Below are 12,848 nucleotides of genomic sequence, written 5' to 3'. Positions count from 1 at the left end.
TGCGAGACTGCGAAATAACCCAATTTATGCGACCAAAGGGAGAATGAAATTGTGCAATGAGACTGCGATTAAGCATCGGTATGAAAAATTAATAAAAAATATTAGGCAGTTATATTTGAGGAACCTATTGATTGATAGATAAAATTTTTAAAAAATAGAAGGAATTTGAAGAAACATGATTAATTATAACTATAGCAATTAAGGAGAGAATGCTATGAAAATATGTCAGAAAAGTCAGTAATTAAGGAGTGGAACCATGGGACAGAGAGCAAAGGCAAAAGAGATTATAGAAAATATGAAAAAGGTCATCATAGGAAAGGACGGAGTTTTAGAAAATGTAATGGTATGCTTTCTAGCGCGAGGGCATTTATTAATAGAGGATGTACCGGGACTAGGGAAGACTACATTGGTAAAGGCATTGGCAAAAAGTGTGGACCTTACTTATGGAAGAATACAGTTTACACCGGATTTAATGCCTTCAGACATTACTGGGATCACAATTTACAATAAGCAGAAAGAGGATTTTATATTTAGAAAGGGCCCCATCTTTAACCAAGTGATACTGGCCGACGAGATCAACCGTACATCACCCAAAACACAATCCAGTTTACTGCAAGGATTGGAAGAGGGACAGGTATCCGTTGAGGATGTCACATACAATTTAGAGCAGCCCTTCATAGTTTTAGCGACGCAAAATCCTATTGAGCATTATGGAACATTTCCCCTTCCAGAAGCCCAGCTGGATCGTTTTTTAATGAAGATATCCATCGGATATCCATCTGCCGAAGAGGAAAAGGAGATTATAAGGAACTCTTCCAATTACAAGGATTTAAAGCATATCCGTGCTGTAGCTACCAAGGAAGAATTGCTTAAAATGCAGGAAGAAGTGGATCGGATCTATGTCAGTGAAGATGTGCTGGACTATATCACCAATATTGTGGCGGCTACGAGAGAAGAAAAGTCGATCCAGCTTGGGGCTAGCCCTAGAGCTTCCATCGACCTGTTTCGAGCATCGAAGGCTCTTGCCTATATCAAAGGAAGAGAATTTGTCATTCCAGACGATGTAAAGAAATTGGCGCCCTCTATCTTAAACCATCGGATCGTATTATCCATAGAGGCGAAGATGGAAGGCAAGAAAGCAGAAGAGGTGATCGGCTTCCTATTAAAAAATATATACATACCAGTGGTGAGCAAGAATGATCGATAAGATAAAATTCCTACTATTATTATTTCCCGTAGCATTTTATGCAATGAGTGTCGGTGGCAAAATCCCTTATTTTTTGCTGTATACCATGGGGGCTCTTCTTTTAATGCCCATCATTCATGGAATCATCGGAATACTCACCATTAAAGCGGAGGTTTATGTGGATGACCATACGGTTCACGCAGGAGATACCGTAGACCTGTCCTATCAGATCTATAGCAGGTTTCCTTTGCCCTTTCCAAATATTCAATTGGAGGATGGCATCAGTGCCACCCTTACTGGAGAGAAACCACCTCTTGAGCGGTATGCTCTAAACAGCAGAGAAGCTTACACTAAGCATATAAAAATTCACTGTAAACGTCGAGGAGACTATACCGTCGGTTATTTTAAAATCACCATAGGCGATATCTTTCATTTTTTCAGATTTAATAAAAGAATTGAGGTGCCCCTCAACCTTCGTGTCTATCCGAGGGTAGTGGATATCCACAAGGTATTGATTCAGCCCAAAATGTCCTTGGGAGAAATTTTAATCAACAATCTGCTCTTTCAGGACTATACGGAAATATCCGGCTTAAAGCGCTATGAGCCAGGAGATAGTATTAAAAAAATCCATTGGAAGGCATCTGCCAAGCAAGAGGAAACTCTGGTAAAGAGCTTTGAGATGAAGGGGGAGACCAATCTGGTTCTATTCATCAACGCCTCTTTAGAAAGCTATCGAGAGGATACCCATGGGTTCCTTGAAGATCTGGCAGTGGAAACATCCCTATCCATTGCAAATTATTGCCTGAGAAAGGGAATTCGGGTTTCCTTATGTTATGAAAAAGGCGGAGCGCTAGTGTACTTAGAAGGAAACCATCTATCGGATTTCAAAAAACTTATGGAAGAATTGGTGACCTTCCATCCTACTGGAACGATTGACTTTGCAGAGCAAATTTCTAAATACACCACAGGGCTCCCTTCTGGTACAACGGTAATTTTTATTACGCCGGAAATCGATAAAGAGATAGGAATCAACAGCATCTATCTAAAAAGGAAAGGGATTCATGGGGAATATATTCTGCTACAGAACATGGAAGCTTCTGGTGCAGAACAGGAACTAAATAAAATAAGAAAAAGACTAGGTGGGGAAGGAATCAAAGTTTATGGGATTGGTAGAACAGAGGACTTAAGTATGGGATTGGGGGTTTATTATGAATCAGGAGCTTAGAATGAAACTTCATCGGACCTACGATATGATCTACCTGCTCCTGCCCTGTACCCTAACCTACTTATTTGGCACAGTACTGGAAGTAGGTATATCCAATGGAAATCAATTCCTATACACCTTACTCATCGCTTTGGGTGTTAAAATCCTTACCGTATTTCCTATAATTTTTGCCATCGCTCTACTTTTATTTGTGTTTGGATCGCTCATTAATTCGTATTACTTCAATAGCTTTAAAGAGAATATTGAAAAAATAGGAGCATTCATTAGCAATGTTATGGATCATGTCAATGGTAGGGAAGAAATACTGAAGGAAAATCGGATCATCCTATGGATGATTCTTGCTCTACTTTTTTGTATCCTCACCTATCTTTTCATATTTAAAATAAAAAAATCATTTTTTCTAATGGGACTATATTATCCTTTTTTTATCTATTACTGGTATATCTATATCGATGAAGCCTACAAAATGATGGTGATCTTTACCTTCCTATGGATTCTCTTTTTTTCCCTAAAGGGATACGACAGAGAAAAATTGAAGCTAAGGTATCAACCTTGGTTAAAAACAGCCATGACCTATAGCCTCCTTGCCATTTTGGCAGGCAGCATTCTGCCATCGGAGGGTCGATTGCTCTATTGGCCGTGGCTAGAAGATAAGGTCTACGAACATGTTCCTGCACTGTATAGCCTTCGAATAGATGAAACCAACGTAAGGAGCGAAGTGGGGGATGGTGATCTGTTTAGCCTGAAGCAAACGGGATTCCATCCAGATGGAGGTCGACTGGGTGGACCGGTAAAGCAAAACAACCATGTGGTAATGGAGGTGAAAGCCCCTTATTCCACCTACTTAAGGGGACGTGTTACAGAAACATATGAAAACAATCGATGGGAAACGGGTTCGTGGAACAAAAATAGAGCTTGGATGAGCAAACATATTCCCAAAGAAATAGAGCGAGATACTGTGGAAATGGTCATTACCTATAGCAATCTTTCCTCTAAAACCTTATTCGCTACTTATTTACCTCTATCCATTCAGGAATTAGATGGGAAAACGATTTTTGCAGATGAGAACAACCAACTAACGGTACCGTCGTCCATTCAGAAAGGAAAAAGCTACCGAGTAACATCCATATTGCCAGACACGAGATTCGGTATTGAAGTGGAACGGAACTTGGAGATGGCTTATTATCTTCAGCTTCCAGAATCCATACCCGACAGAGTCTATCGCTTATCAAAATCCATTACGGTAGGGAAATCCACAGCCTACGAAAAGGTTCTCGCCATATCAGATTTTCTTTGGAAGAACTACAAATATTCTCTGGATGTAAGCTATGTGCCAGAAGATAAGGATTTTGTAGATTATTTTCTCTTTGAAGAAAAGAAGGGATACTGCACCTATTTTGCTACGGCAGCAGCCGTGCTATCCAGAATGGAAGGCGTGCCAACCAGATATATAGAGGGCTATCGAATGCCTTCCGATGCTAGAAACGGGGTCTATACGGTGCGTCAAAAAAATGCCCATGCCTGGATTGAGGTTTACATTGCTGGCAGAGGGTGGATCACTGTAGATCCAACGCCACCACTGTGGATAAACTACTCTGAAAATGACAATACTTCAGAAGCTGTAGAGGAAAACTCTTTTTCCGATGAAGTGGAACAAGCTCTTGTGGGGTCCGCCCCACAGGATGAAGAAAATTTACTTCCCGACACAGTGGATGGCAATGAATTAGAGAAAAGGGAAGACAAGACGCTGCAAGATCGTGGCATTTTCAAATGGACCAAGACTTCCTTCCTAGTGCTTCTATTTTTTGCTACGGCTCTTTGGTTCCTTTTCAAATTTTGTATGTCCCATAGGCGCCGACAGAAACATGCACAGCTCATGGAAGGCTTGTCGCCAAACAAAAGCAGCGTTTATCTCTATCATGATATCCTAACCATCTTAGAAAAGCTTGGATTCGGTAGAATGAAAGATGAAACACCCTATGAATACGCAGAGCGGATTGCATATAAAATATACGACCAAGAAATGGACTTTAGACAGCTGACAGAAATCTACTTAAGAGCAAAATACAGCCAGGAAACTATTACGATGGCAGAGAACGACTTATTTAAGCGCTATTTTGTATATGTAGAAAATAAGCTGAAGGTACAGCTGGGCAAATGGAAATATATACATCATAAATACTTTTCATAACCGTGTTAAAATGTAACAAAAGGGTTAAACTTTTGCTTCCCTATCAAATTATAGGGTCTAAGTATAGATTATTCTATCGAAATTTGATATAATGTAGCAGGTTAGTTTTATAAAAGAAAGATATGGAGCTGAAGGCTTTAGACTAGAGAAGGAAGTGGATAAAATGAAGATATTCTGGAAGGTGTTTGGTGTAGCCTTTCTTTCCTTTGTTGTATTATTTAGTGCCCTCACTGGGATGTTCAACACCTATATGAAGGAAAACGAATCAAATAATTTGCCCGTTGTGATAGAGGAAAATGGAAATGAGCATATAGACGAAGAGGAATTAGATGAGTTTACAAAGCTAGTAAAATCCAGCGATCGAGTAAACTTCATATTGTTGGGACTAGAAGGTCCAAGAAGTGATATGATGATGTTTCTATCCTTCGATCCCAAAGAAAAGAAATTGGACGGGATCTCCATTCCTCGAGACACTTATTTAGTAAGAGAGGGCTACCCGAGATCCGATCAGAAGAAAATCAATGCAGCTTATGGTGCTCACGGTGCCAGTGGTGTTAAAACTGTAATCAGCAGCTTGCTACACGATGTTCCGGTGGATCATTATATTACCATTACCTACAAAGGGGTGGCAGCAATTGTAGATTCCATCGGCGGCGTTCCTGTGACCATACCGAAGCTCATGGACTACGACGACCCTTACGATAGTCCACCACTGCACATTTATTTTGAACCAGGAAACTATGTGTTAAAGGGAGCCGATAGTGTGAAGTTCCTAAGATATAGAAAGCCGAACAAAGGCGTTGATGCATTAGACAGAGATGGGGATATTGGTAGAATACAGGCGCAGCAAGAATTTATGAAATCTGCCATGAAGAAGGTCCTAGGACCGAAGCTACCCAATGCAGTTGGTACAGCATTTAAGCATGTAAAGACCGATATCGATCTACAGGATGCCATGAAGCTTGCAACCAGTGCGGCAGGCCTAAAGCTCGATAGCGTAAACATCCATGTAATGCCGGGAGAGGCAAAACTCACAAACGGTGTATGGTATTTCTACCATGATTCAAAGGCATTAAAGGATCTTCTGACAGAGATCTACTCAGGAGAAAGCCAAATCGTAGAGAGTGGACCAAAAACAAACAATACAGGAAATTAAAATGTAAAAATATTGGAATAGGTAAAATATTAGAATAGATCGTAATCAAAAAGCTTCTATCGAAGGGTTAAAAGGAAGTTGTTTTGAACTCATTTACGATAAAGTTCTTCTTTGAAAACACAGGATAAGTAGAGCTTTCCTATTCATTATAAAAAAGAGTAGAAATTTGATTTCTACTCTTTTTCTATCCATTTGGGATGGATAGGGGGAGTGGGGTTATGTATTTATAAATTACCCTACTAAATTTCCTCTAAACACTAAACCCAAAAATATTATGGATAAATATTATTCATTATGTCGCTGTAGTATTTTTTGACCAATTTGATAGACGTTCCCCGCCCCCATGGTTAGAACCAAATCCCCCGGCTCCATATGATCGTAGATATAAGCTGCAATGTCCTCGAAATCCTTCATATAGCGAACCTGGCTGTGCATATTATTTTTTTGAATCATATTGGCTAAAATTTCACTGTGCACTTCTCCCGTATCCTGTTCCCGAGCAGCGTAGATGTCCGTTATGATGATATGGTCTGCATTGGTAAAGGACCTAGAAAAATCCTCTAACAAAGCCTTGGTGCGGCTGAAGGTATGAGGCTGGAAGACACACCATATTTTATTATGGGGATAATTTTTTGCGGCTTCCAATGTAGCGCTGATTTCTACTGGATGGTGGGCATAATCATCTACTATTTTACAGCCTTTCACCTCTCCTAAAATATCGAAGCGTCGATGGATTCCTCTAAACTTTTTAATATGGTTTTGGATTTCAGAAGGTTCAACACCCAATAAGTAAGCAGTAGCAATGGAAGCTAAGGCATTGTAGATATTGTGTTTGCCAGGAATATTCAGTTCGAATGTCCCCATGCTTTCTCCTTTAAAGTCCACTGTAAAGATGGGATATCCATCATTGGTAAAAGATATGTTTCTTGCTACGAAAGTATTGCTACTGTCCAGTCCGTATGTAATAAGGTTGCATTCAATAGAGTGAAGGATTTCCTGCACGTTGGCATCATCTCCATTGGCGATTAAAAAGCCTTCCTGTGGAATTAGATTTATGAATTTACGAAAGGCTTCTTTGATATGGTTCAGATCTTTAAAATAGTCCAGATGATCTTCGTCAATATTTAAAATAATACCGATGAAAGGGTAGAACTTTAAAAAGCTTTCCACATATTCACAGGCTTCTGTGATGAAATGCTCACTATTGCCGATTTTAATATTGCCGCCAATTTCATCCAGCTCTCCGCCTACCATTATGGTTGGGTCCAGATTGGAATATTCCATAATCAGAGAGATTAAAGAAGTCGTTGTTGTTTTTCCGTGGCTTCCGGAAACGGCAATGGCTTTTTTGTAATTTTTCATGATGATGCCCAGCATTTCTGCTCGATCGATTTGCGGGATGTTCCGCTCCTTTGCAGCCATACGCTCTGGATTGTGCTCCTTAATCGCCGCAGTATATACGACTAAGTCTGGATCTTTCACATTGTCCTCGTTATGGCCGATAAAAATTTCAGCACCATGGGCTCTCAATTTATTGATGATATTGGAATCATTCATATCAGAACCAGAAACGCGATAACCTTGGTTTAGCAGAATTTCAGCAATGGCACTCATACTAATACCACCGATTCCAATTAAATGTATATGTTTACCTAAGTCTTGGTTCATATCAATCGTCGTCACAGTCGTCACTCCCTTTACATGAGGTATTTATTATTCTTTCCAAATTAATGATTTTTATTGTAAGTAATCTTTGATTGCACTGGTTGGATAAAACTTCTCTTATCATAAATATGAAACTCTATTAAGTATAATAACATAAAAATAGGGAGAATGAACAAAAATTACTGAAATCCATTCTTTAAAATTTAGAAGAAATAAAGTTTATTTGCTTAAGCTCATAAACCTTATGACGTACTGAATTTCAAAAACCACTTAAAATTTCAAGTGCTTAAAAATAAATTTTGCTTGAGTTTCATAAACTAAGAGAATAGAATTAGAATAGAATATTCGTATCAGGAGGAATCATAGTGGGAAGACTAAAAAGAAACGAACGAATTGCAGCTATTGTGAAAATATTGAGTGATAACCCCAACCGAACATTTACACTGAGCTATTTTAGCGACCTTTTTCAATCTGCAAAATCAACCATCAGTGAAGATATTGTCGTAACAAAGCAAGCCATGGAAAAGGCAAATTTGGCAAAGATAGAAACCATAACAGGAGCTGCTGGCGGTGTTCGCCTGATTCCTACCACCACAGCGGAAAAAAACCAAAAAATACTGACAGAGCTGTGTCATAGGCTGAAAGAAAAAGACCGAATCCTACCCGGTGGTTTTTTATATATGATCGATGTCCTATATTCTCCACATCTCATTCATAGCTTAGGAGAGGTTTTTGCCTGCCAGTTTGATTATAGTGAAGTGGATTACGTAGTTACAGTGGAAACGAAAGGGATTCCCATCGCCTTGATGGTAGCAAAAGCCATGAATCTCCCGCTGATCATCCTAAGACATGAGAACAAGGTAACAGAAGGCTCTACCGTGAGCATTAATTATATTTCAGGCTCCTCTGGAAAAATGCAGCGCATGTCCCTTTCAAGAAGAGCGATTAAGCCGAAGTCCAAGGTTATTCTCATCGACGACTTTATGAAAGCAGGAGGAACCGCCAAGGGAATGGTGGACATGATGAAGGAGTTCGATGCAGAGGTGGTGGGCATGGGCGTTCTCATCGGCACCAAAGAGCCGGAGAAAAAGCTGGTCAGCGATTATATTCCACTTTTGATTTTAGAGGATGTAAACGAGGAAAAGGGCGAGATTCAAATCTATCCCAATCAAAATCTAATACTGTAAGTAACCCAACGGCTTCTATCCAAAAAATCTGAAAATTTCTCTTATTTAAAGAAGGAGATTTCAAAACAATGGAGAATAGATTTAGAAAGTCGGATAAGTCGGTTTTTACCAGTAGGGCAGAGTGGGAAAATGCGGGCTGGTAAACTTGACAAAAACTTAAAGGGGTGAAAGACAGATGCAAGTTACAGATGTGAGAATTCGAAGGGTAACAGCAGAAGGAAAGATGAAGGCCATTGTATCCGTAACTTTTGATGATGAGTTTGTAGTTCATGATATTAAGATCATCGAAGGACAAAATGGATTGTTCATCGCAATGCCAAGCAGAAAAATGGGTGAAGGTGACTTTAGGGACATTGCGCATCCAATAAATTCAAGTACTAGAACGAAGCTTCAGGATGCTATTTTTGCAGAGTATGAAAAAATGAGTGATATGGAAGAAGAAGCTGCGAACGAATAATATTCAGAAGCGAAAGGGGGCCTAGGCTCCCTATTTTATAGCCAATGGGAAAGCTCTACGGATCATGTATTCCAAAAGAAGAACTTTGCTGTAATGAGTTTTAAAAAAGGCCTCCTTAAGACGCTTCCATAGGAGCCTTTTTTTATTGTGTGGAAAAGTATGAGAATAAGGAAAATAATACATAGATAAAATCAAAAAGGGGGTTCATTATTTATTAAAAATGTAATAAACTATTAAAGGGTACGAAGAATAAGTTGATTGATCGGCAATAATGTATGAAAAAGCTATTTAAATATAGATCGAGGTGAAGAGCGTGAAACTAAAAGCGATTATTCTTGCAGCAGGTGCAGGGACAAGAATGAAATCTAAGCTGCCGAAGGTACTCCACAAGGTTTGTGGTCGAACAATGCTGAACCATGTAATCGATGTTGCAAAAGGTTCTATGGTCCAAGAATGCATCGTCGTTGTTGGACACGGAGCAGAGGATGTAAAAGAAAGCCTCACTCCAGATGTGAAAACTGTACTGCAGAAGGAGCAATTGGGTACAGGACATGCACTGATGATGGCAGAACCGTACATTGACGATGGTACGATTTTAGTTCTCTGTGGAGATGGTCCCCTGATAACAGAGGAAACCTTGAATAGAACCGTAGCATACCACAGAGAAGGAAATTTTAAGGCCACTGTACTCACTACCGATCTTGCCAATCCCAAGGGCTTGGGCAGGATTGTAAGAAATGCAGAAGGGCAATTAGAAAAAATAGTGGAAGAAAAAGATGCTACAGAGGAAGAAAAAGCTATAATTGAAGTTAATTCGGGTATCTATTGTTTTGATGGGGAAATATTAAAAGAAGCACTTCCTAAGCTAAAAAATGAGAATGCCCAAAAAGAGTATTATTTAACGGACATCCTATCGATTATTCGAAATATGGGTTTCGGTGTAGGCGTATACAAACTAGAAGAATACGAAGAAATTATGGCTGTGAACTCTAGGGAACAGCTGGCAGACGTTGAGGCCATCATGCGAAGACGAATCGCTAAAAAGCATATGGCAAACGGTGTAACCATTATGAATCCAGAGCATGTATACATAGAAAAAACCGTCACCATCGGTGCGGACACCATCTTGTATCCAGGCGTCATATTAACAGGCAATACAGTAATCGGAGAGGACTGCATCATTGGACAGAATAGCCGTATCGAAGATACGATCATTGGAGATGGCGTCGAAGTTCAGAGCTCTACGATCATCCATAGTAAGGTGGGGAATTTTACCCATATCGGACCTTATGCCTATTTAAGACCGAACAGCAACATCGGTGAACATGTAAAAATTGGAGATTTTGTTGAAGTTAAAAATTCTAACATCGGCGATCATTCCAAGGCATCCCATTTGGCCTACATCGGAGATGCAGATGTTGGACAGAATGTAAATATTGGATGTGGTGTTGTTTTTGTGAACTATGATGGCAAGAACAAACATCGAACGACGGTAGAGGACAATTCCTTCGTCGGTAGCAATTCCAACTTAATAGCACCCGTAACAGTGAAGGAATCTGGCTATGTAGCCTGTGGATCAACCATTACAAAGGATGTACCAGAAGGTAGTCTTGCAGTGGCCCGTGCACGCCAAGAAAACAAAGAGGGCTGGACAAAGAGAAAAGGCTTATTGAAGAAGTAAGGTGCACTGAATACTTTAGAGAATGCCATATAAACTTAAGGAGGACAATTGAAATGAATATGAGTGGAAGCGAAGTTAAAATCTTTAGTGGGAATTCGAATCAAGATTTAGCACGAAAAATTGCAGAATCTATAGGATTACCTTTAGGAAATGCAACCGTATCAACTTTTAGTGACGGGGAAATATCTGTAAATATTGAGGAAACTGTAAGGGGAACCGATGTTTTCGTGGTTCAGCCCACATGTCCGCCAGTAAACGATAATTTAATGGAGTTATTAATCCTAATCGACGCTTTTAAAAGAGCTTCTGCAGGAAGAGTAACGGCAGTGCTACCTTACTACGGATATGCAAGACAAGATCGCAAGGCAAAGGCAAGAGATCCAATTACAGCAAAGCTTGTCGCAGATATTTTGACATCAGCCGGTGCAGATAGAATTCTAACTATGGATTTACATGCTGCTCAGATTCAAGGATATTTTGATATTCCAGTGGATCATCTTTTAGGAGTACCAATCCTAGCTAAATACTTTAAAGAGAAAAATATAGAGGACCTTGTAGTAGTTTCACCGGACTTAGGAAGTGTAACGAGAGCTAGAAACTTCGCAAACCACTTAGATGCACCGATTGCCATTATCGATAAGAGAAGACCGAAGGCAAACGTAGCAGAAGTAATGAATATCATAGGGGATATCGAAGGTAAAAATGTTATTTTAATCGACGATATGATCGATACTGCAGGTACAATTGCCCAGGGAGCAGATGCCCTTAAGAAATTTGGTGCGAAGGAAGTGTATGCTTGCTGCACACACCCAATACTGTCAGGACCAGCGATCGAGAGAATCCAAAATTCTGTCATAAAAGAGCTGATCGTAACCGATACAGTACCACTATCTCCAGAGAAGATGATTGACAAAATTCAAGTAATATCCGTTGCACCAGTATTTGGAGAAGCAATTCAGAGAATCTATAAGAACATTTCAGTAAGCAAATTATTTGATTAATCATAGAGAGACCCTGTGATTTGAGGTGAGGATATGCATATAATTGTTGGACTAGGAAATCCAGGAAAAAAATACGACGCCACAAGGCATAACATCGGCTTCGAAGCCATCGATATGCTGGCGAAAAGAAACAACATTGAAGTAAAGAAGCTAAAGCATAAGGCACTATGTGGTGAAGGCACCATCGGAGGAAATAAAGTGCTTTTAGTAAAGCCTCAGACCTTTATGAACCTCAGCGGTCAAAGTCTTTTAGATATTGTGCAGTTCTATAAAGTAGACCCGAAAAATATCGTCGTACTCTACGATGATATTGATATTCCGGTGGGCACCCTTCGGATCAGAGAAAAAGGAAGCTCTGGTACCCATAACGGAATGAAATCCATCATTTATCTGCTGCAAACCGACCAATTCCCTAGAATCAGAATCGGTGTTGGAAAGCCCCAATTTGGAGACCTAGCAGACTATGTTCTGGGAAGATTCCCAAAGGAAGAGATTCCAACAATGCTAGAGACCTTGGAAAGAGCTTCCCAAGCAGTAGAAACTTTAGTGAAGGATGGCATCGCTGTATCCATGAATCGATATAACGGGTAACCGAACATGATTTATGATGTATAACCATAGGACAAAGGACAGAAACTAGATTTATAAAATCTAGTGTATTAAAGGAGTCCACCCATGTTTATACTTGCAGGAATTATTGCAGCGTTTCTGTCCTATCTATGCAATAAAGCAGTTTTAAAAAAGTCAGGGAACACTGGCATCACCATTGTGATTCCCTTTATAGAAGAAATGACCAAAACCATCAGTGCTCTTGCCATAAACACCAGCATTATAAAGACTCATTTTATATTCGGCATCATAGAAGGCATATACGATATGGCCACATCCAGCAAAGCAGTAGGCAAATGGGCGGCATTGGCCAGCATTGTCAGCCACAGTTTGTTTGGGGTGGTTACATATTGTACCATAGAAAACGGCTATTCCTTTTATTGGGGAATATTCTTAGCGTGGTTGATTCATAGCACATGGAACTGGTATATAACAAAATATTTGTAGATAAAAGCCTAGGGATTGTTACCTAGGCTATACCTATTTACGA

The 12,848-nt window shown here is 39.8% G+C and carries 11 protein-coding genes; 10 read left to right on the top strand and 1 reads right to left on the bottom strand.

Going from position 1 to position 12,848, the window contains the following annotated elements; all coding sequences use genetic code 11:
* Positions 1 to 256: 256 nt before the first annotated feature.
* The 4 genes from CLOS_RS13985 to CLOS_RS13970 all read left to right on the top strand — a co-directional run bounded on the left by CLOS_RS13985 (position 257) and on the right by CLOS_RS13970 (position 5,758).
* Complete coding sequence (locus CLOS_RS13985) at positions 257 to 1,207, top strand: AAA family ATPase (RefSeq protein WP_012160491.1); 951 nt, start codon at positions 257 to 259, stop codon at positions 1,205 to 1,207.
* The gene (locus CLOS_RS13980) at positions 1,197 to 2,411 is read left to right on the top strand and encodes a DUF58 domain-containing protein (protein ID WP_012160490.1); all 1,215 of its coding nucleotides are present in this window, start codon (positions 1,197 to 1,199) and stop codon (positions 2,409 to 2,411) included. Before CLOS_RS13985 ends, CLOS_RS13980 begins: the two co-directional genes overlap by 11 nt.
* Entirely contained in the window at positions 2,395 to 4,602 is a 2,208-nt protein-coding gene (locus tag CLOS_RS13975) for a transglutaminase TgpA family protein (RefSeq protein WP_041719415.1), read from the top strand. The genes CLOS_RS13980 and CLOS_RS13975 overlap by 17 nt, the downstream gene beginning before the upstream one ends.
* Positions 4,603 to 4,765: 163 nt before the next feature.
* Positions 4,766 to 5,758: an LCP family protein gene (locus CLOS_RS13970; protein WP_012160488.1), complete on the top strand. Its 993-nt coding sequence runs from the start codon at positions 4,766 to 4,768 to the stop codon at positions 5,756 to 5,758.
* A 285-nt stretch (positions 5,759 to 6,043) separates the two neighbouring features.
* Here the strand turns inward: CLOS_RS13970 and murC are convergent, their stop codons facing one another.
* On the bottom strand, positions 6,044 to 7,441 hold the full coding sequence (murC, locus tag CLOS_RS13965) for a UDP-N-acetylmuramate--L-alanine ligase (protein ID WP_012160487.1): 1,398 nt from the start codon (positions 7,439 to 7,441) through the stop codon (positions 6,044 to 6,046).
* A 347-nt stretch (positions 7,442 to 7,788) separates the two neighbouring features.
* Between murC and purR the strand changes: the two genes are divergently transcribed.
* The 6 genes from purR to CLOS_RS13935 all read left to right on the top strand — a co-directional run bounded on the left by purR (position 7,789) and on the right by CLOS_RS13935 (position 12,805).
* A complete protein-coding gene (gene purR, locus CLOS_RS13960) occupies positions 7,789 to 8,610 on the top strand; it encodes a pur operon repressor (protein ID WP_012160486.1) in 822 nt (273 codons plus the stop codon).
* A 175-nt stretch (positions 8,611 to 8,785) separates the two neighbouring features.
* Positions 8,786 to 9,067 (top strand): septation regulator SpoVG, encoded by a 282-nt coding sequence (gene spoVG, locus CLOS_RS13955; RefSeq protein ID WP_012160485.1) that lies wholly within the window; start codon positions 8,786 to 8,788, stop codon positions 9,065 to 9,067.
* A 313-nt stretch (positions 9,068 to 9,380) separates the two neighbouring features.
* Positions 9,381 to 10,748: a bifunctional UDP-N-acetylglucosamine diphosphorylase/glucosamine-1-phosphate N-acetyltransferase GlmU gene (gene glmU / locus CLOS_RS13950; protein WP_012160484.1), complete on the top strand. Its 1,368-nt coding sequence runs from the start codon at positions 9,381 to 9,383 to the stop codon at positions 10,746 to 10,748.
* Between the two features lie 53 nt (positions 10,749 to 10,801).
* On the top strand, positions 10,802 to 11,749 hold the full coding sequence (locus CLOS_RS13945) for a ribose-phosphate diphosphokinase (RefSeq protein ID WP_012160483.1): 948 nt from the start codon (positions 10,802 to 10,804) through the stop codon (positions 11,747 to 11,749).
* Positions 11,750 to 11,782: 33 nt separating this feature from the next.
* Entirely contained in the window at positions 11,783 to 12,340 is a 558-nt protein-coding gene (gene pth, locus CLOS_RS13940) for an aminoacyl-tRNA hydrolase (RefSeq protein ID WP_012160482.1), read from the top strand.
* 84 nt (positions 12,341 to 12,424) lie between these two features.
* On the top strand, positions 12,425 to 12,805 hold the full coding sequence (locus CLOS_RS13935) for a hypothetical protein (RefSeq protein ID WP_012160481.1): 381 nt from the start codon (positions 12,425 to 12,427) through the stop codon (positions 12,803 to 12,805).
* The last annotated feature ends 43 nt before the right edge of the window (positions 12,806 to 12,848 follow it).

Source organism: Alkaliphilus oremlandii OhILAs, assembly GCF_000018325.1.
Lineage (GTDB): Bacteria > Bacillota > Clostridia > Peptostreptococcales > Natronincolaceae > Alkaliphilus_B > Alkaliphilus_B oremlandii.
This window is presented reverse-complemented; position numbering and strand designations above follow the sequence as displayed.

What these genes read in the sequence shown, in the direction of transcription:
- CLOS_RS13985 (WP_012160491.1), top strand. Translation starts at nt 257, where the DNA reads ATGGGACAGAGAGCAAAGGCAAAAGAGATTATAGAAAATATGAAAAAG.
- CLOS_RS13980 (WP_012160490.1), top strand. Translation starts at nt 1,197, where the DNA reads ATGATCGATAAGATAAAATTCCTACTATTATTATTTCCCGTAGCATTT.
- CLOS_RS13975 (WP_041719415.1), top strand. Translation starts at nt 2,395, where the DNA reads ATGAATCAGGAGCTTAGAATGAAACTTCATCGGACCTACGATATGATC.
- CLOS_RS13970 (WP_012160488.1), top strand. Translation starts at nt 4,766, where the DNA reads ATGAAGATATTCTGGAAGGTGTTTGGTGTAGCCTTTCTTTCCTTTGTT.
- spoVG (WP_012160485.1), top strand. Translation starts at nt 8,786, where the DNA reads ATGCAAGTTACAGATGTGAGAATTCGAAGGGTAACAGCAGAAGGAAAG.
- CLOS_RS13945 (WP_012160483.1), top strand. Translation starts at nt 10,802, where the DNA reads ATGAATATGAGTGGAAGCGAAGTTAAAATCTTTAGTGGGAATTCGAAT.
- pth (WP_012160482.1), top strand. Translation starts at nt 11,783, where the DNA reads ATGCATATAATTGTTGGACTAGGAAATCCAGGAAAAAAATACGACGCC.
- CLOS_RS13935 (WP_012160481.1), top strand. Translation starts at nt 12,425, where the DNA reads ATGTTTATACTTGCAGGAATTATTGCAGCGTTTCTGTCCTATCTATGC.